This is a genomic window from Microbacterium hydrocarbonoxydans, from assembly GCF_023715885.1.
Classification (GTDB): Bacteria; Actinomycetota; Actinomycetes; order Actinomycetales; family Microbacteriaceae; genus Microbacterium; species Microbacterium hydrocarbonoxydans_C.
In genome coordinates this window covers 221511-240165 of record NZ_JAMBOY010000003.1, presented here as the reverse complement: position 1 = coordinate 240165, position 18655 = coordinate 221511, and the positions used below count along the sequence as shown (strand labels likewise).

Genomic DNA, 18655 nt, shown 5'->3' with positions numbered 1-18655 from the left:
ATCCGATGAAGGAGACACCATGTCGAACACCGCTGAGAACCGCACCCCTCGCCCCGCCGGTCTGCGCGCGGGCGACCAGGTCCAGACGGCCCCCGAGCTGCAGGAGATCTGGGACACCGACCCCCGCTGGGACGGCGTCGAGCGCACGTACACGGCAGACGACGTCATCCGCATCCGCGGCTCCGTCCGGGAGAACGCCACCCTCGCCCACCGGGGCGCGGAGAACCTCTGGAACCTGCTGCACACCGAGGAGTACGTACGAGCACTCGGCGCCTACACGGGCGGCCAGGCCGTGCAGCAGGTGCGCGCGGGCCTCAAGGCCATCTACCTCTCGGGCTGGCAGGTCGCGGCCGACGGCAACCTCTCCGGACAGACGTACCCCGACCAATCGCTCTACCCCGCCAACTCGGTGCCGGCCGTCGTGCGCCGCATCAACAACGCACTGCTGCGCCAGGACCAGCTGGAGCACGCTGAGGGCACCGTCACCCAGGACTGGCTGGCGCCGATCGTCGCCGACGCCGAGGCCGGGTTCGGCGGTCCGCTCAACGCCTATGAGCTCGCGCAGTCGCTGATCCAGGCGGGGGCGGCGGCCATCCACTGGGAGGACCAGCTCGCGAGCGAGAAGAAGTGCGGGCATCTGGGCGGCAAGGTGCTCGTGCCGACGCAGCAGCACATCCGCACGCTGAACGCGGCCCGTCTGGCTGCCGACGTCGCTGGCGTCCCCACCGTCATCATCGCCCGGACGGATGCTCTCGCCGCCGATCTGCTGACGAGCGACGTCGACGAGCGCGACCAGCAGTTCCTCACCGGCGAGCGCACCGCCGAGGGCTTCCACCGGATCCGCTCCGGGATCGAGTCGGTCATCAGCCGCGGCCTCGCGTTCGCGCCGTACGCCGACCTGCTCTGGGTCGAGACGGGTGAGCCCGACATCGCACTGGCGCGCGAGTTCGCGGCGGCGATCCACGCAGAGTTCCCCGGCAAGATGCTCGCGTACAACTGCTCGCCGAGCTTCAACTGGAAGCGCCACCTCTCGGATGCCGAGATCGCGACGTTCCAGCGGGAGCTCGCCGACCTGGGCTACAAGTTCCAGTTCATCACCCTGGCCGGCTTCCATGCCCTGAACCACTCCATGTTCGACCTCGCCCGCGGTTACGCCGAACGCGCCATGAGCGCGTACGTCGAGCTGCAGGAGGCCGAGTTCGCCGCCGAGGCCGACGGCTACACCGCCACCAAGCATCAGCGTGAGGCGGGCACCGGCTACTTCGACGTCATCTCGACAGCGCTCAACCCCGACAGCGCGACACTCGCCCTCGCCGGCTCCACCGAGACCGCGCAGTTCCACTGACTCTCAAAGGACTCCGATCATGACCATTCCCACCGCTCCCCCGACCACCGCTCCCGTCCAGACCATTCAGCAGGGTCCGGCCATCACGATCACCGGCCCGATCCGCGAGCGCTACACCGAGATCCTCACGCCCGAGGCGATCGCGTTCCTCACCGAACTGCACCATCGCTTCGCGTCGCGTCGGCACGACCGTCTCGCCGACCGGATGCGGCGACGCTTCGAGATCGGCAACGGCCATGACCCGCGGTTCCGCGACGACACCCGGCACATCCGTGACGACGTGTCGTGGCGGGTCGCCGGCGCCGGCCCCGGCCTGGAGGACCGCCGCGTCGAGATCACCGGACCCACCGACCCGAAGATGACGATCAACGCGCTGAACTCCGGCGCGCGCGTCTGGCTCGCCGACCAGGAGGATGCGACCAGCCCCACCTGGAAGAACGTGATCGAGGGGCAGCTGTCGCTCCGCGACGCGATCCACGGCGAGCTCTCCTTCACGTCCCCCGAGGGCAAGGAGTACCGCGTCACGGCGGAGCGCACCCCCACGATCGTGATGCGGCCGCGCGGCTGGCACCTGCCCGAGAAGCACCTCGCCTTCATCGATCGCGCGGGGCGCCGCACCGCGGCATCCGGCTCGCTCGTCGACTTCGGGCTGTACTTCCTGCACAACGCGCAGGAGCTCATCGCGAACGGCCGAGGTCCATACTTCTACCTCGCGAAGCTGGAGTCGAGCGAGGAGGCGAAGCTGTGGGACGACGTCTTCTCGTTCAGCGAGGAGTACATCGGCATCCCCCACGGCACGATCCGCGCGACCGTGCTGATCGAGACGCTGCCCGCGGCGTTCGAGATGGACGAGATCCTGTACGAGCTGCGCGACCACTGCGCCGGGCTCAACGCGGGACGCTGGGACTACATCTTCTCCATCATCAAGAACTACCGCGGCCGTGGCGCCCGCTTCGTGCTCCCCGACCGCAGCGAGGTGACGATGACGGTGCCGTTCATGCGGGCCTACACGGAGCTGCTCGTGCAGACCTGCCACAAGCGGGGAGCGTATGCGATCGGCGGCATGAGCGCGTTCATCCCGAACCGTCGCGACCCCGAGGTCACTGCCCGGGCGATCGAGAGGGTGTCGGCCGACAAGAAGCGCGAGGCCGGCGACGGGTTCGACGGCACGTGGGTCGCCCACCCCGACCTGATCCCGACCGCGCAGGCCGAGTTCGACGCCGTGCTCGGCGACCGCCCGAACCAGGTCGACCGGCAGCGGCCCGACGTGTCCGTCGCGCCGGAGGACCTGCTCGACCTGCACATCGGGCGCCCGATCACCGCGCAGGGCGTGCGCGACAACGTCTCTGTGGCGATTCGATACCTCGAGGCCTGGTTGCGCGGTCTCGGCGCCGTGGCCATCGACAATCTGATGGAGGATGCCGCGACCGCCGAGATCAGCCGCTCCCAGGTGTGGCAGTGGATCCACCAGGACCGCACGACCGACGACGGAACGCCGATCACGGCGGAGTACGTCGAGGGGTTGATCGGCGACGTTCTCGCGCGGGCCACCCGGTCGGCCGGAGACCGCTTCGACGACGCAGCGGACGTGTTCCGCGAGGTCGCGTTGCAGCCGGAGTTCCCCGCGTTCCTCACCGTCGGCGCCTACTCGCGGTTCCTCGTCGACTAGGCCTGACCTGCTGCAGGAGGGGCCGGATGCCGCGCGGCATCCGGCCCCTCCGCGTTCCGACCCCCGCCCGTCCGAGCGGGCGTAGCCTGAAGACATGACCGACGTCTGGAATGGGATCACCTCGGAATTCCTGCACCTCTACCCCCGGGGGAAGCGTCTGCTCGCCGTCGCTGGAGCGGATGCCGAGCGCTCGCGCCGCGCCGCCGACGACCTGGCCGCGGCGCTGACCGACGCGGGCCAGACCGTCGCACGCGCGCACACCGCCGACGGCGACGACCAGGCCCTGCGCACCGACGTCATCGCGCCGTTCCGCGCGGAAGCCGCCGAGGGCACCGCGCTCATCGTCTCGGGACCCGCTGCCCTGCTGAGCGAGAGGTCGCGCGGCCTGTGGAACTTCACGCTGTGGCAGCTCGCGGGCGACGAGCAGCCGCACTCGGTCGCCTCCGCGCTCGTCGATTTGACGGATCCGGCGAATCCTTCGCGCCGATTCGCGGACTACTGCGCCCTTCCGGCATCCTTCGGCGCCTGAGCTCCGCAATCAGAGCCCACTTGCAGGCCTGAAACACTGATGCAGGTCGGATGCCGGCCGGCCGACCTGCATGCGTGCATCCGGCATGCATCGTGGTTCAGTGCCCGCGTCAGCGGAACGGCGCCGCCACCGAGTTGCGGTGGTAGTCGAAGACGATGCTCGTGCGGGTTGAGGCGACGCTCGACTGGGCCGACAGGTGCTCCAGCACGAACTCCCGCATCTCGGAGGAGTCCGCGACCGCGATATGCAGCAGGAAGTCGTCGTCGCCGCCGAGGAAGAACACCTGGATGACCTGCGGCAGTACGCGCACCCGGTCGGCGAACTCGACGATGCTCTCACGTCGCCCGCTCGGACGCAGCGTCACGCCGATGACCGCCTGCAGGCCGGCGCCCAGCATCCGCTCGTCGACGCTCGCGTGGAATCCGGTGATCACCCCGCGCTCGACGAGCGCGCGCAGCCGGGTGTGCGCCGTCGACGGGGCGACGCCCAGGTGCGAGGCCAGCTCGGCGTTCGTCATGCGACCGTCTGCGCTGAGCAGCCGCACGATCTCGGCGTCCGTCGCATCGAGCGCAGGCGCCCGAAGAGTCTTCGCCTGCGCGGGTTCGAAGGTGGCATCCATGCGAATGATTATTCAGGATGCCGCTCGTGGTCGAATCTTCTTCAGGGATTCTGTTGTGATTCCGATGTTTCTGCGATTCTTGACGCACCGCACCGCCCCGCCCCGCGACACCAGGAGGATCGATGAAGATCGGCGTGCCCACCGAGGTCAAGAACAACGAGAACCGCACCGCGCTCACCCCCGCGGGTGCTGACCGCCTCGTCCACGAGGGCCACCGCGTCCTCGTGCAGTCGGGTGCCGGCGTCGGCTCAGGCATCTCCGACGATGCCTATCGCGCCGCGGGAGCCGAGATCGTCGAGACGGCGGAGGAGACCTGGGGCGAAGCGGAGCTGCTCATCAAGGTCAAGGAGCCGATCGCCCAGGAGTACGGCTTCCTGCGCGACGACCTGACGCTGTTCACGTATCTGCACCTCGCCGCCGATCGCGCGCTCACGACCGCCCTCGTCGACGCGGGCACGACGGCCGTCGCCTACGAGACCGTGCAGCTGCCGGACCGCAGCCTGCCCCTGCTGATCCCGATGAGCGAGATCGCCGGACGCCTGTCGGTCACGATGGCCTCGTACTCACTCATGCGCTCGGCCGGCGGCCGCGGAGTGTTGATGGGCGGTATCGCCGGGGCGCCTCGTGCCAAGACCGTCGTGATCGGCGGCGGCGTCGCGGGCGAGCACGCTGCGGCCAACGCGCTCGGTCTCGGATCGCAGGTCACGGTGATCGACATCTCGCTGCCCCGGCTGCGCGAGCTGGAGCACCGCTACGGCGGCGCGCTCGAGACCCGCGCGTCGAGCCGCTACGACATCGCCGAGGCGCTCACGACCGCTGATCTCGTGATCGGTTCGGTGCTGATCCCGGGAGCGGCGGCCCCCAAGCTCGTCACCGACGAGATGGTCGCGGCGATGAAGCCGGGCTCTGTGCTCGTCGACATCGCGATCGACCAGGGCGGATGCTTCGAGGGCTCGCGCCCCACGACCCACGACGACCCGACGTTCGCCGTGCACGACTCGATCTACTACTGCGTCGCGAACATGCCAGGGGCCGTCCCCGAGACGGCGACGCGGTCGCTCACGAACGCCACGCTCCCCTACGTCTCGGCGATCGCCGGCAAGGGCTGGGAGCGCGCGGCGGCCGACGACCCGTCGCTGGCGAAGGGCCTGAACGTGCAGGGCGGACGCATCACGCTGGATGCCGTCGCCCAGGCCCACGGCTTCGCGACGGTCTGACCGGCTCAGCGCGAAAGAACGGACATTCTTGATGTCGACGCACCCCTCCTGCGCGACACCGACCCGGGTACGCTCGATACCGTGACCGAACGCGCACCTCTCTCCCGCAAGCTGTCCGCCATCGCAGAATCGGCGACCCTCAAGGTCGACGCCAAGGCCAAGGCCCTCAAGGCCGAGGGCAAGGACGTCATCTCGTACGCCGCAGGCGAGCCGGACTTCGCGACCCCGCAGTTCATCGTGGATGCCGCGGCCGAGGCGCTCGCGGACCCGGCCAGCTACCGGTACACGCCGGCTCCCGGCCTGCCCGCGCTGCGCGAGGCGATCGCGGCCAAGACGCTGCGGGACTCGGGCCTCGACGCCTCGCCGTCACAGGTCATCGTGACCAACGGCGGCAAGCAGTCGGTGTACCAGGCCTTCCAGGCAGTCGTGAACCCGGGCGACGAGGTGCTGCTGCCCGCCCCATACTGGACGACGTACCCCGAGGCGATCCGCCTCGCCGACGGCACACCGGTCGAGGTCTTCGCGGGCGCCGACCAGGACTACAAGGTGACGGTCGAGCAGCTCGAGGCCGCGCGCACCCACCGCACCACGGTCCTCGTCTTTGTCTCGCCCTCGAACCCGACCGGGTCCGTCTACACCGCCGAGGAGACCAAGGCCATCGGCGAGTGGGCGCTCGAGCACGGCATCTGGGTGATCAGCGACGAGATCTACCAGAACCTCACCTACGAGGGCACGACGGCGACCTCGATCGTCGCGGCCGTTCCCGAAGTCGCGAACCAGACGATCCTCGTGAACGGCGTCGCCAAGACCTACGCCATGACCGGATGGCGCGTGGGCTGGATGGTCGGCCCGGCCGACGCCATCAAGATCGCCGGCAACCTGCAGTCGCACCTGTCGAGCAACGTGAACAACGTGGCGCAGAAGGCCGCGATCGCCGCTCTGAACGGCCCGCAGACCGAGGCCGAGCAGATGCGCGAGGCGTTCGACCGCCGCCGCCGCCTCATCGTCTCCGAGCTGTCGAAGATCGACGGTCTCGTCGTGCCGAACCCGCTGGGTGCGTTCTACGTCTACCCCGACGTGCAGGGCCTGCTCGGCCGCACGTGGGGCGGCGTGACGCCGACGACCTCGCTCGAGCTCGCCGACCTGATCCTCGAGCAGGCCGAGGTCGCTGTGGTTCCCGGCGAGGCCTTCGGCCCGTCCGGCTACATCCGCATGTCCTACGCGCTGGGCGACGACCAGCTGCTCGAGGGCGTACAGCGCCTGCAGCGCCTGTTCGCCTCCTGATCGCGACGAGGGCGATCAGTCGCCCCGCGGAAGCCGATCAGCCAGCGGATGCCGTAGCGGTCCACGAGCGTGCCGTCGTAGTCGCCCCACGGCCGCTTCTGCAGCGCGTCGATCACGCGTCCTTCCGACGACAGCTGATCGAACCAGCTCGTGAGCGTCGTGGCGTCGGCCGTGCCGAGCAGTGACAGGAACATCCCGCTCATCTGCACCGCGTCGTCGTCGGCGCCGGCGTCCGCGCCTGCGAGTGCCACCGGACCCGTGAGCTGGCCGTGCGCGATAGCGTCGGCCGGACCGTCGTGCCGACCGGCATCCGCGTACGTCATGGTGTGAAGCTCACCGCCGAACACCCCGCGGTACAGCTCCAGCGCCTCTGCGGCGTTACCGGGGAACAGCAGGTACGGGATGAGTCCACTCATGCGGCGAGTGTACGGCGAACCTCCGACGCGGCTTACAGCTCCACGCCGAGCAGCACCGGCTCCGGCTGCAGCACGAGTCCGAACTCGGCGTGGACCCGGCTCTGGATGAAGCGTGCGAGCTCCGACACCTCCGCGGCCGTCGCACCGCCGCGATTGGTGAGCGCGAGCGCATGCTTCGTCGAGACCGACGCGCGCGACCTCGGGAGCGTGAATCCCTTGCGGATCCCGGCCTGCTCGATGAGCCAGGCGGCGCTGACCTTGACCTCGGGCGCCTCGGTCTTCGCCGCGGGCACGAGGCCCTCGTACGAGTGCAGCGGGATGACCGTCACCGCGTCGAGATCGGGCGCCACCGGCCAACGAGGGCACTCCGGCGGGAGTGAGCGGGCGATGGACTCGGGCACGATCGCGTTCTGGAAGAACGAGCCGACGCCGTGCGTGTCGGGGTCGTCTTCATTCCACAGCATCCCCTTCGAGGCCCGTGTGGCGAGGATGCGTTCGCGAACCCGCGCGAGAGGCACGGGCTCGTCCGAGCTCAGCCCGAGCGCGCGTCGCAGCTGTTCGCCGCGCACCACCCGCTCGCCGGCGACGAGGAGATCGACCGTCACGGAGAGGATCACGGCGCGACGCTCGGGCTCGCTGCCGTAGTGATGCTTGAAGACCGACGTGCGGAAGCCGAGACCGAGATCGGCAGCCGGCACAGTCGACACCTCGCCGGTGGACTCGTCGATGAGGTCGACCTCGACCAGGGTCTCCTGGATCTCCTGGCCGTAGGCGCCGATGTTCTGCACGGGCGCGGCGCCGACGGTGCCGGGAATGCCACTCATCGCCTCGAGACCGGCGTACCCGTGCTCGACCGCGTAGGCGACGAGAGCGTCCCAACCATGCCCCGCCTCGACGCGCAGACGGATGCGCCCGGGGTGCGGCGACGGCAGCTCCTCGATTCCCTGGGTCATGACGCGCACGACGGTGCCCTCGAACGACTCATCGCCGACGAAGAGATTCGACCCTCCGCCGAGCACGAGCAGGGCCTCGCCGCGCGACCACACGTCCCGGAGCGCGTCGATCAGCTCGTCGCGCGTGGTGGCCTCCAGCATCCGCTCCGGTGCCCCGCCGGTGCCCAGGGTCGTCAGCGTCGAGAGCTGCAGCGGCTCCGTCTCGCGCACCACGGAGTCCTCCATCACGCGGCGACGCGCAGCTGCGCCTTGACGAGCACGGTCGCCTCGCCGAACGTGACCTTCAGGTCGATGCGTGTGGCGTTGTCGTCCACGGCGCCCACGGTCGCGAGCACGTGCAGGTCGGCACCGTTCTCCGGGTCGACGACGACGGGCTTCGTGAACCGCACACCGTAGTCGAGGACACGGGCGGTCGGCTCGAGCGCCGCGATGACCACCGACGAGGCGATGCCCATGGTGAGCATGCCGTGCGCGAGGACTCCGGGCAGTCCGACCGCTGCGGCGACGTCATCGCGGTAGTGGATCGGGTTGAAGTCGCCCGAGGCTCCGGCGTAGCGCACGAGGGACTCGCGCGTGAGGTGCACGGTGCGCTCCGCGATCACGTCTCCGACGGCGTACGACATCACTGCGCTCCCTCTTCCGCACCGACGAGCAGAACGCTCGTCGCGGTCACGACGTGCTCGCCCTCGGCATCCGCGATCTCGGCCTCGCTGGTGATCATGGCGTTGCCGCCCATCATGCGGATGCCGGTGACCCGCAGCTGGGCGGTGAGCTCATCGCCCGCGACGATCGGCCGCGAGTAGGCGAAGCGCTGCTCGGCGTGGATCGTACGAGCCAACTCGATGCCCGAGTCCGGCTCGCTCAGCAGCTGCTGCAGCGTGAGGTCCTGGATCACCATGGCGAACGTCGGCGGCGCGACGACGTCGGAGAAGCCGGCGGCACGCGCGGCGTCGACGTCGGTGTGCTGCGGGGCGTCGGCGAAGACCGCGCGAGCGAACTCGCGAACCTTCTCACGACCGACGAGGTAGGGGGCGGTCGGCGGGAACTCCCGACCGATCAGTTCTTGGTTCACTGCCACCCCTCGATCCTACGTTCTCGTCGCTCCGATAAGGACCGGGAGGACCGGAGGAAACCTGAGGTCAGCCGTTCTTCCGCCGACCCTTGATCGCCTTCATCGCCATCTGCACGGCGATCACCACGAGGTATGCCGCGAACAGCATGTTCGCGACCACGGGATCGATGATCGTCGCCAGCCAGGCGCCGAGAGCGGTGGTGGTGCAGGCCGAGACGCCCACGATGGCCGCGGCGACGATGTCGACGTTGTGGTTGCGGAGATTGCCGATGGTGCCCGAGATCGCGGTGGGGATCATCATGAGCATCGACGTGCCCTTGGCCACGAGGTCGCTCGTGCCGAACGCGAGCATGAGCACGGGGACGACGACGATCCCGCCTCCGACGCCGATGAGCCCCGAGAGGATGCCGGTCGCGACACCCACCACGACGAGCGCGACTCCGCTGATGACGGACAGCTCGAACACGGCGTCGCGCGACGGGATGACGAGGAAGAGGCTGACGATCACGACGACGAGGAAGCCGACGAAGAACCACCGCAGGGTGGTCTGCGAGATGCGGGGCAGCAATCGGGTCCCGATCTGCGCGCCGACGACCGATCCCGCGGCGAGGATGAGCGCGGGGATCCATGCGACGGAGCCGTGCAGGGCGTACGACACGACACCGACCGTGGCGGTGGGCACGATCGCGGCCAGAGACGTGCCCGCCCCGAGCCGCTGGTTGAAGTGCAGGAACAGCACGAGGAGCGGGACGATCACCGTGCCCCCGCCGACCCCGAACAGTCCGGAGAGCAGGCCGGCGGTCAGGCCGATGACGACGAAGGAGACGACGGCGCGGGGCCCTCGGTTCAGGGTCTGCGCTTCACTCACCGGAACAGCCTACTCTCGCGGCATCCTCGTCGAGATCACCCTGGGACCGAGTGCCCTTTCATGCGACACTGGATCGCACCGGACGAGGCCGTCCGAGTCGGATCGAAGGAGATCTCATGGTGCGCAGTTCCTTTCCCGACGTCGAGATCCCCGCGACGTCCATCCACGACTTCCTGTTCGGCGACCTCGACGAAGGCCGGCTCGATGCCATCGCGCTCATCGACGGCACGAGCGGGGCGACCACGACCTACCGGCAGCTCGTCGAACACATCGACCTTTTCGCTGGCGCGCTCGCGCATCGCGGCGTCGAGGTCGGCACGGTCGTCGGTGTGCTGTGCCCGAACGTCCCCGCGTTCGCGACGGTGTTCCACGGGATCCTGCGCGCAGGCGCGACCGCGACGACGATCAACTCGCTCTACACGCCCGACGAGATCGCGAACCAGCTCACGGATGCCGGAGCCACCTGGCTCGTGACCGTTTCGCCTCTGCTCCCCGGGGCCTGGGCCGCGGCCCAGCGCGTCGGCATCGACGCCGACCATGTGATCGTTCTCGACGGCGCCGACGGGCACCCGTCGCTCCCCGCTCTGCTCGGAGAGCGGCGCAGCGCGCCCGAGGTGTCTTTCGACCCGGCGACGCACCTCGCGGTGCTCCCGTACTCCTCCGGCACGACGGGGCGGCCGAAGGGCGTGATGCTCACCCACCGCAACCTCGTCGCGAACGTGAGCCAGTGCCGCTCGTCGATCTCGCTCGCCGACGACGACCGCGTGCTGGCCGTGCTCCCCTTCTTCCACATCTACGGCATGACCGTGCTGCTGAACTTCGCGCTGCGGCAGCGGGCGGCGCTCGTGACCATGCCGAGGTTCGACCTCACCGACTTCCTCCGGGTCGTGCAGGAGCACCGGACGAGCTGGGTGTTCATCGCCCCGCCCATCGCCGTCGCCCTCGCGAAGCACCCGCTCGTCGACGAGTACGACATGTCGTCGGTGAAGGTGATCTTCTCGGGCGCAGCGCCGCTCGACGGCGCGCTCGCCACTGCCGTCGCCACCCGCCTCGACTGCATCGTGTGCCAGGGATACGGCATGACGGAGACGAGCCCGGTCACCCATGCCATACCCTACGACCGCCCCGACATCGACCGCTCGTCGGTCGGACTGCTGCTCGCGAACACCGAGGCACGGCTTCTCGCCGACGACGGCAGCGACGTGGAGATCCCCGATTCCGGCGCGAGTGAGCCTGGCGAGATCCTCATCCGCGGTCCGCAGGTCATGGCGGGGTATCTGAACCGTCCGGATGCGACGACCGAGATGCTGGATGCCGACGGCTGGCTGCACACGGGCGACGTCGCCACGGTCACGGCCGATGGCGTGTTCCGCATCGTCGACCGACTCAAGGAGCTCATCAAGTACAAGGGCTACCAGGTAGCGCCGGCCGTGCTCGAGGCGGTGCTGCTGGAACATCCATCCATCGCTGACGCCGCCGTGATCGGCAGTCCCGATGATGAGGGCCAGGAGGTGCCGAAGGCCTTCGTCGTCCGCCAGCAGGGCGCCGACCTCGACGCGGATGCCGTGATCGCTCACGTCACCGCCCAGGTGGCGCCGCACGAGAAGGTGCGTCAGGTCGAGTTCATCGACGCGATACCCAAGTCGGCGTCGGGCAAGATCCTCCGGAAAGACCTTCGCGCCCGCCCCTGACCCCGCTCCGGGCCCGATCTGCGGACGTGGTCCCGATCCGCGGATCGAACCCCTCGATGCATCCGCGGATCGGGATGCCGTCCGCGTATCGGGACACGACAGCGTCCACGATACGACGAAGCCCGCCACCCCGGGAGGGATGGCGGGCTTCGTGTGAGGCGAGAGGTTACTTGTTCTCGACAGCGTCCTCGGCGGCAGCCTCAGCGGCCTCGCCCTCGGCCTGCGACTCGGCGCCGGCGTCGGCAGCGGTCTCGTCGGCCGGAGCCTCCTCGGTGGTCTCCTCGACGGGAGCCTCCTCGGCGGGCTTCTCCTCGGCGGCGGGCGCAGCGGCAGCCGGAGCAGCCTTCTTGGTCGACTTCGCCTTCGGGGTGACGGGCTCGAGGACGAGCTCGATCACGGCCATGGGAGCGTTGTCGCCCTTGCGGTTGCCGACCTTGGTGATGCGCGTGTAGCCGCCCTCGCGCTCCGCGACGAGCGGAGCGATCTCGGCGAACAGCGTGTGCACGACGTCCTTGTCACCGATGACCGAGAGGACACGGCGACGAGCGTGAAGGTCTCCACGCTTGGCGAAGGTGATCAGGCGCTCGGCGAGCGGACGCAGGCGCTTGGCCTTGGTCTCGGTCGTCTTGATCGACTTGTGGGTGAACAGGGCCGCCGCGAGGTTGGCAAGCAGCAGGCGCTCGTGGGCGGGGCCGCCTCCGAGGCGGGGACCCTTGGTGGGCTTGGGCATAATCGTCTAACTCCTGGTCAGGAAGGGTCGGGTATCAGAAGGACTCGTCTTCGCTGCCGCCGTAGAAGTGGGCGCCGTCGAAACCGGGCACCGAATCCTTGAGCGACAGACCGAGCGAGATGAGCTTGTCGCGCACCTCGTCGACCGACTTCTGGCCGAAATTGCGGATGTTCATGAGCTGCGTCTCCGAGAGGGCGACGAGCTCCGAAACGGTGTTGATGCCTTCGCGCTTCAGGCAGTTGTACGAGCGCACGGACAGGTCGAGGTCCTCGATCGGCATCGACAGCTCGCTGGAGTTCACAGCCTCCACCGGCGCCGGGCCGATCTCGATGCCCTCGGCCTCGACGTTCAGCTCGCGGGCGAGACCGAACAGCTCCGTGAGCGTCTTGGCAGCCGAGGCGACGGCGTCGCGGGGGCTGATCGAGTTCTTCGTCTCGACGTCAAGGATGAGCTTGTCGAAGTCGGTGCGCTCACCGGCACGGGTGGCGTCGACGCGGTAGCTGACCTTGAGGACCGGCGAGTAGATCGAGTCGATCGGGATCTGACCGGCCTCGGCGTACTCGTTGCGGTTCTGCGTCGCCGAGACGTAGCCGCGGCCGCGCTCGATCGTGAGCTCCAGCTCGAACTTCGCCGTGTCGTTCAGCGTGGCGATGACGAGCTCGGGGTTGTGCACCTCGACACCGGCCGGAGCCGAGATGTCGGCGGCGGTCACTTCACCGGCACCGGTCTTGCGCAGGTACGCGGTGATGGGCTCGTCGCGCTCGCTCGAGACGACGAGCTGCTTGATGTTGAGGATGATCTCGGTGACATCCTCCTTCACGCCGGGGATGGTGCTGAACTCGTGCAGCACGCCGTCGATGCGAACGCTCGTGACGGCAGCGCCGGGGATCGACGACAGCAGGCTGCGACGGAGCGCGTTGCCGATCGTGTATCCGAAGCCGGGCTCCAGAGGCTCGATGATGAACCGGCTCCGGTTCTCGACGATCTTTTCCTCGGTGAGTGTGGGACGCTGTGCAATAAGCACTCTGTGTTCCTTTCGATCACATGCCCGCTATATGACATGTGGTGGGTGAGGTCTTGAGTTGTGGAAGTCGATGCCCGCTGACGGGCGTTGAGCCGCCCGCCTCGAGGGCGGACGGCTCAACGAGCCGGGTCAGACGCGGCGACGCTTCGGCGGGCGGCAGCCGTTGTGCGCCTGCGGGGTGACGTCCGAGATCGAGCCGACCTCGAGGCCTGCGGCCTGGAGCGAGCGGATCGCGGTCTCGCGGCCGGAGCCCGGACCCTTCACGAGGACGTCGACCTTCTTGACGCCGTGCTCCGCGGCCTGACGGGCGGCGGACTCGGCAGCCATACCGGCGGCGTACGGGGTCGACTTGCGCGAGCCCTTGAAGCCCACGCCACCCGACGATGCCCAGGCGATGACGGCGCCGGACGGGTCGGTGATCGAAACGATGGTGTTGTTGAACGTCGACTTGATGTGGGCCTGGCCCAGCGCGATGTTCTTCTTCTCCTTGCGGCGCGGCTTGCGCGCGGCGGCCTTGGGTGCAGCCATGAAAGTGTTCTCCTAGTCCCTGGGGCCGCGCTTAGCGGGCCTTCTTCTTGCCGGCGACGGTGCGCTTCGGGCCCTTGCGGGTACGGGCGTTGGTCTTGGTGCGCTGACCACGGACCGGGAGGCCACGACGGTGGCGGATGCCCTCGTAGGAGCCGATCTCGACCTTGCGGCGGATGTCTGCGGCGACCTCGCGGCGCAGGTCACCCTCCACCTTGTAGTTGCCTTCGATGTAGTCGCGGAGTGCGACGAGCTGGTCGTCCGAAAGGTCCTTCACGCGGATCGACTCGTCGATCTCGGTGGCCTTGAGGATCTCGACCGAGCGGGTACGGCCGACGCCGTAGATGTAGGTAAGGGCGATCACCACGCGCTTGTCGCGCGGGATGTCAACGCCGGCAAGACGTGCCATGCGGTTCTCCTGAGTGTGGTGGAGGTGTGGAGCAGGATCGGTGCCCGGGCCTCCGCCCCGAGGTGTCCCCCACCGGAGTGGGATCTGATCCTGCCGTCGTGTGTATTGAGTTGTGAGTCAGATCCGGTCGATCAGCCCTGGCGCTGCTTATGGCGCGGGTTGCTCTTGCAGATCACCATGACGCGGCCGTGACGGCGGATCACCTTGCAGTGGTCGCAGATGGGCTTGACGCTGGGGTTGACCTTCATGATGATTCCTGTTCGCTGTCTTCACCGGGCAGGCACGGATGCCTGGGGTGTTACTTCTCGACCGATCAGCGGTAGCGGTAGACGATGCGGCCTCGGGTCAGGTCGTAGGGGCTGAGCTCCACGACCACACGGTCCTCGGGGATGATGCGGATGTAGTTCTGCCGCATCTTTCCGGAGATCGTCGCCAGGACCTTGTGTCCGTTGGTGAGCTCGACGCGGAACATCGCGTTGGGCAGAGCCTCGGAGATCACGCCCTCGATCTCGATGACACCGTCTTTCTTAGCCATAGCCTCGCTTGCGCTTCTGCAGACCGGTCGATCTGCGTTGTGAGTGGGATTGCGGCGTCTCGCCGACTCGGACACGCCGAATCAAGGCGCAAGGCACCAAAGATCTATGTTAGACGACGAAGGGAGTTCCGGCAACCTGAGCAGGATGCCGGAACTCCCTTGTCGCGTGTGCGACCGCTCAGCCGAGCAGGTCGGTGAACTTCTTGAAGTCGGCCTGGTCCTGGAGGTTGAGACGGGTGCCGTTGAGCTCGACGGTCGGGGTGCCGCTGATCTCGTTCTTCTTGGCCTGCGCCGCGCCGAACTTGCGGTACGTCTCGTCGGTGATGCAGGAGACGGCGTCGTCCGCGCCGACCTGAGTGGCGAAGTCGGCCAGCTGATCGTTCGTGAGACCGCTGGAGTTCTCCGCCGGCTGGTTGTCGAAGAGTGTCTTCGCGTAGTCCAGGTAGAGGTCGGGGTTCGACTCGGCAACGCAGACAGCGGCGCCTGCGGAGCGGGACGAGAAATCGGTGCCCTGCGAGAAGCGGTCGAGAATGGCGATCGGGTGATACTCGAGGGTGATGCGCCCGTCGGCTGCCGCCGCTTCGAGGTCGGCGCCGTACTGCTCCTCGAAGCTCTTGCAGACAGGGCACTGGAAGTCGACGAAAATCGACACGGTGTCGTCTCCGTCGCCGAAGGCGATGGAGCCTGTCTCGGAATTGAAAGTGTCGTTGCTCTTCGGAGCCGCGCCGGGATCGGTCGCCTGATTGTTCAGAAGGACGACGACGAACGCGAGGACGGCCAGCACGACCACCACGGCCGCCGAGACGCCGATCACGAACCAGTTGGTGTTGCTGCTCTTCGCGGCCGCCATGGATTTTCCGTTTCTGTCGAGGTCCGCTCGCGGCGGATCCGGCGTGAAGTCTGCGGATGCATGCGCACCCATACACACCTATTGTGCCCGCAGAAACCTATGCGCCGGTTGTGACGGCGGCGGCCGATACGACCTCGTTACGCGATCGGTGCGGGGGTCACACCGAAGGGCGCGAGCCCGGCCGCTCCCCCGTCGGACGCGGTGAGCACCCAGATGCCGTCCGCATGCAGGGCGACGCTGTGCTCCCAATGCGAGCCGTCGGAGCCGTCGGTCGTGGACACGGTCCAGTCGTCGTCCTCGACGAAGGTCTCCTCTCCCCCGGCGGTCACCATTGGCTCGATCGCGAGGACGAGTCCTGGTTTGACCTCCGCCCCAGGGTCGGGTGTCCGGTAGTTGAACACGCTCGGCGCCTCGTGCATCTTGCGACCGATCCCATGGCCGACGTACTCGCGCAGGATGCCGTAGGTGCGGCCGGAGACAGACGAGACGCCCTGCTCCTCGATGTACCCCTGGATCGCCGCGCCGATGTCGCCGAGGTGACGCGCCGTGGCCATCGCCGCGATACCCGCCCACATCGACCCCTCGGTCACGCGCGAGAGCTCCTCGCGCCGGGCGACGAGCTCGGGCCGTTCGGCGTCGGGCACCACGACCGTGATCGCGCTGTCGCCGTTCCACCCCTGGTACTGCGCCCCACAGTCGATCGAGACGATGTCGCCGGCTTCGAGGACGCGTTCGCCCGGGATGCCGTGCACGACCTCCTCGTTCACCGAGACGCAGGTCGTGTGGCGATAGCCGCGCACGAGCTGGAAGTTCGACTCGGCGCCGCGTTCGAGGATGACGCGGTTCGCCTCGGCATCCAGCTCGAGAGTCGTGACCCCAGGGCGGATCAACGGACGTACGGCATCCAGTGCCGCCGCCGTGATGAGACCCGGCTCGACCATCGAGCGGAGCTGAGCGGGGGTCTTGTAGATCGACCGGCGGAACATCGTAAGGCGATCAGGCGGCGAGGCGGAGGCCGCGCGCAGCCAGCGCCGCGAACACGCGCTCGGTGATCTCGTCGAGCGAGCCGACGCCGTCGATCCGGTCGACGATGCCGCGCTCCCCGTAGACCTCGAGGATCGGTGCGGTCTCGTGCTCATAGATGTCGAGTCGGTGCGCGATCGCGGCATCGGTGTCGTCGGAGCGTCCCTGCTCCGCCGCGCGGAGCTTCAGGCGGGAGATGCTCTCGTCACGCGGCACGTCCAGCAGGATGACGGCATCCAGAGACTCGCCACGCTCGCCGAGGAACTCCTCGAGGTGCGCCACCTGCGCGGTGTTGCGCGGGTAGCCGTCGAGCAGGAACCCGTTCGCCGCGTCGTCCTGCAACAGTCGGTCGCGCACGATCTCGCTCGTGAGCTCGTCGGGGACGAGGTCGCCCTTGTCGAGGATCTCGGTGACCTGCTGGCCGAGGGGCGTGCCCTCCTTGATGTTCGCGCGGAACATGTCACCGGTCGAGACCACGGGGATGCCGTAGGACTCCGCGATGCGGACGCCCTGCGTGCCCTTACCCGAGCCCTGCGGACCGACGATGAGAAGACGAGCGGATGCTGTCATCGGAGGAGCCCTTCGTAGTGACGCTGCTGCAGCTGCGCATCGATCTGCTTGACCGTCTCGAGACCCACACCGACGATGATGAGGATCGAGGCGCCGCCGAACGGGAAGTTCTGGTTGGCGCCGACGGTGGCCAGGGCGATGAGCGGGATCAGCGCGATCAGACCGAGGTAGATCGAGCCGGGCAGCGTGATGCGCGTGAGCACGTAGTCGAGGTACTCGGCGGTCGGACGACCGGCGCGGATGCCGGGGATGAAACCGCCGTACTTCTTCATGTTGTCGGCGACCTCGACCGGGTTGAACGTGATCGCGACGTAGAAGTAAGTGAACCCGATGATCAGCAGGAAGTACGCCGCCATGTAGATCGGGTGGTTGCCCGTGGTGAAGTACGTGCTGATCCAGGTGACCCACGCGGCCGGCTCGGAGCCGTCCTGCGGGGTGTTGAACTGCGCGATGAGCGCGGGGATGTACAGCAGCGAGGACGCGAAGATCACGGGGATCACACCCGCCATGTTCACCTTGATCGGGATGTAGGTGTTCGTGCCGCCGAACGTGCGGCGACCGACCATGCGCTTCGCGTACTGCACCGGGATGCGCCGCTGCGACTGCTCGACGAACACGACGAGGCCCATCACGATGATGCCGACGAGGAGCACGAGCAGGAAGACCTCGAAGCCGCGGCTCTCCCAGATGAGCCACATGGCGCCGGGGAAGGTGGCCGCGATGGAGGTGAAGATCAGCAGCGACATGCCGTTGCCGATGCCGCGCTCGGTGACGAGCTCGGCGAACCACATGATGAGGCCGGTGCCGGCGGTCATCGCCATGATGATGAGCAGCTGCGCCCACCAGACGTCGTTCGTCAGGAGGTTCTGGCACGCGGCCACGTCGGTCGTGCCGAACAGTTGGCCGCTGCGGGCCACCGTCACGAGCGTGGTCGACTGCAGCAGTGCCAGGGCGATCGTGAGGTAGCGCGTGTACTGGGTCAGCTTCGACTGGCCGGCCTGACCCTCTTTGTGCAGGGCCTCGAAGTGCGGGATGACCACGCGCAGCAGCTGGGTGATGATCGTCGCCGTGATGTACGGCATCACACCCAGCGCGAAGATGGAGAGCTGGAGGAGCGCCCCGCCGGAGAAGAGATTGACCAGACCCAGCAGTCCCTCGGTGCCCGAGTTCAGAGCGAGGCACTCCTCGACGTTCGGGAAGTTCACGAACGGAGCGGGGACGTTGGAGCCGAGTCGGTAGATCGCGACGATGGCGAGAGTGAAACCGATCTTCCGACGCAGGTCGGGCGTGCGGAAGATCCGCGCGATGGCGCTAAACAAGGGACGT

General features: G+C 68.0%; 22 protein-coding genes. 6 read left to right on the top strand and 16 right to left on the bottom strand.

What is annotated here, in order from left to right:
* Positions 1-19 precede the first annotated feature (19 nt).
* The 3 genes from aceA (at position 20) to M3195_RS09500 (ending at position 3543) form a co-directional block, all read left to right on the top strand.
* Positions 20-1345, top strand: coding sequence for an isocitrate lyase (aceA, locus tag M3195_RS09510; RefSeq protein ID WP_251586901.1), 1326 nt, complete (start codon positions 20-22; stop codon positions 1343-1345).
* Positions 1346-1364: 19 nt separating this feature from the next.
* On the top strand, positions 1365-3014 hold the full coding sequence (gene aceB / locus M3195_RS09505; protein WP_251586899.1) for a malate synthase A: 1650 nt from the start codon (positions 1365-1367) through the stop codon (positions 3012-3014).
* Between the two features lie 94 nt (positions 3015-3108).
* Positions 3109-3543 carry a hypothetical protein gene (locus tag M3195_RS09500; protein WP_251586897.1) on the top strand — a complete coding sequence of 145 codons (435 nt, stop codon included), beginning with the start codon at positions 3109-3111 and terminating at the stop codon, positions 3541-3543.
* 109 nt (positions 3544-3652) lie between these two features.
* On the opposite strand, the gene M3195_RS09495 is transcribed toward M3195_RS09500, so the two are convergent.
* Positions 3653-4162, bottom strand: a complete 510-nt coding sequence (locus tag M3195_RS09495; RefSeq protein WP_251586895.1) for an Lrp/AsnC family transcriptional regulator — start codon at positions 4160-4162, stop codon at positions 3653-3655.
* 122 nt (positions 4163-4284) lie between these two features.
* On the opposite strand from M3195_RS09495, the gene ald reads away from it, so the two are divergent.
* Together ald and M3195_RS09485 are read left to right on the top strand one after the other, a co-directional pair.
* A complete protein-coding gene (gene ald / locus M3195_RS09490; protein WP_251586893.1) occupies positions 4285-5379 on the top strand; it encodes an alanine dehydrogenase in 1095 nt (364 codons plus the stop codon).
* Between the two features lie 81 nt (positions 5380-5460).
* A complete protein-coding gene (locus tag M3195_RS09485; RefSeq protein ID WP_251586891.1) occupies positions 5461-6663 on the top strand; it encodes a pyridoxal phosphate-dependent aminotransferase in 1203 nt (400 codons plus the stop codon).
* Here the strand turns inward: M3195_RS09485 and M3195_RS09480 are convergent.
* From M3195_RS09480 to M3195_RS09460, 5 genes are all read right to left on the bottom strand, one after another.
* Positions 6597-7079 carry a VOC family protein gene (locus tag M3195_RS09480; RefSeq protein ID WP_308211575.1) on the bottom strand — a complete coding sequence of 161 codons (483 nt, stop codon included), beginning with the start codon at positions 7077-7079 and terminating at the stop codon, positions 6597-6599. The genes M3195_RS09485 and M3195_RS09480 overlap by 67 nt on opposite strands.
* A gap of 32 nt (positions 7080-7111) precedes the next feature.
* Positions 7112-8242 carry a UDP-N-acetylmuramate dehydrogenase gene (locus M3195_RS09475; RefSeq protein WP_251586889.1) on the bottom strand — a complete coding sequence of 377 codons (1131 nt, stop codon included), beginning with the start codon at positions 8240-8242 and terminating at the stop codon, positions 7112-7114.
* Between the two features lie 14 nt (positions 8243-8256).
* Positions 8257-8655 carry a MaoC/PaaZ C-terminal domain-containing protein gene (locus M3195_RS09470; RefSeq protein WP_251586887.1) on the bottom strand — a complete coding sequence of 133 codons (399 nt, stop codon included), beginning with the start codon at positions 8653-8655 and terminating at the stop codon, positions 8257-8259.
* Entirely contained in the window at positions 8655-9110 is a 456-nt protein-coding gene (locus M3195_RS09465) for an FAS1-like dehydratase domain-containing protein (protein WP_251586885.1), read from the bottom strand. The genes M3195_RS09470 and M3195_RS09465 overlap by 1 nt, the downstream gene beginning before the upstream one ends.
* Before the next feature lie 61 nt (positions 9111-9171).
* On the bottom strand, positions 9172-9972 hold the full coding sequence (locus M3195_RS09460; RefSeq protein WP_251586883.1) for a sulfite exporter TauE/SafE family protein: 801 nt from the start codon (positions 9970-9972) through the stop codon (positions 9172-9174).
* Between the two features lie 116 nt (positions 9973-10088).
* Here M3195_RS09460 and M3195_RS09455 point away from each other — a divergent pair, with 116 nt between their 5' ends.
* Complete coding sequence (locus tag M3195_RS09455) at positions 10089-11663, top strand: AMP-binding protein (protein WP_251586881.1); 1575 nt, start codon at positions 10089-10091, stop codon at positions 11661-11663.
* A 166-nt stretch (positions 11664-11829) separates the two neighbouring features.
* Here the strand turns inward: M3195_RS09455 and rplQ are convergent, their stop codons facing one another.
* The 10 genes from rplQ to secY form a co-directional block, all read right to left on the bottom strand.
* The gene (gene rplQ / locus M3195_RS09450) at positions 11830-12393 is read right to left on the bottom strand and encodes a 50S ribosomal protein L17 (protein ID WP_251586879.1); all 564 of its coding nucleotides are present in this window, start codon (positions 12391-12393) and stop codon (positions 11830-11832) included.
* Between the two features lie 34 nt (positions 12394-12427).
* Positions 12428-13417, bottom strand: coding sequence for a DNA-directed RNA polymerase subunit alpha (locus tag M3195_RS09445; protein WP_251586876.1), 990 nt, complete (start codon positions 13415-13417; stop codon positions 12428-12430).
* 129 nt (positions 13418-13546) lie between these two features.
* Positions 13547-13945 (bottom strand): 30S ribosomal protein S11, encoded by a 399-nt coding sequence (gene rpsK / locus M3195_RS09440; RefSeq protein ID WP_050722515.1) that lies wholly within the window; start codon positions 13943-13945, stop codon positions 13547-13549.
* Between the two features lie 31 nt (positions 13946-13976).
* On the bottom strand, positions 13977-14351 hold the full coding sequence (gene rpsM, locus M3195_RS09435; protein ID WP_050722514.1) for a 30S ribosomal protein S13: 375 nt from the start codon (positions 14349-14351) through the stop codon (positions 13977-13979).
* A gap of 131 nt (positions 14352-14482) precedes the next feature.
* Positions 14483-14599 (bottom strand): 50S ribosomal protein L36, encoded by a 117-nt coding sequence (rpmJ, locus tag M3195_RS09430; protein ID WP_005050492.1) that lies wholly within the window; start codon positions 14597-14599, stop codon positions 14483-14485.
* Positions 14600-14664: 65 nt separating this feature from the next.
* Positions 14665-14886: a translation initiation factor IF-1 gene (gene infA / locus M3195_RS09425; protein WP_028496510.1), complete on the bottom strand. Its 222-nt coding sequence runs from the start codon at positions 14884-14886 to the stop codon at positions 14665-14667.
* A 178-nt stretch (positions 14887-15064) separates the two neighbouring features.
* Positions 15065-15736, bottom strand: coding sequence for a DsbA family protein (locus M3195_RS09420; RefSeq protein ID WP_251586874.1), 672 nt, complete (start codon positions 15734-15736; stop codon positions 15065-15067).
* Positions 15737-15873: 137 nt separating this feature from the next.
* A complete protein-coding gene (map, locus tag M3195_RS09415; RefSeq protein WP_251586872.1) occupies positions 15874-16722 on the bottom strand; it encodes a type I methionyl aminopeptidase in 849 nt (282 codons plus the stop codon).
* 10 nt (positions 16723-16732) lie between these two features.
* Entirely contained in the window at positions 16733-17329 is a 597-nt protein-coding gene (locus M3195_RS09410; protein WP_251586870.1) for an adenylate kinase, read from the bottom strand.
* Positions 17326-18648 carry a preprotein translocase subunit SecY gene (gene secY / locus M3195_RS09405; protein WP_096715102.1) on the bottom strand — a complete coding sequence of 441 codons (1323 nt, stop codon included), beginning with the start codon at positions 18646-18648 and terminating at the stop codon, positions 17326-17328. The genes M3195_RS09410 and secY overlap by 4 nt, the downstream gene beginning before the upstream one ends.
* Between the last annotated feature and the right edge of the window lie 7 nt (positions 18649-18655).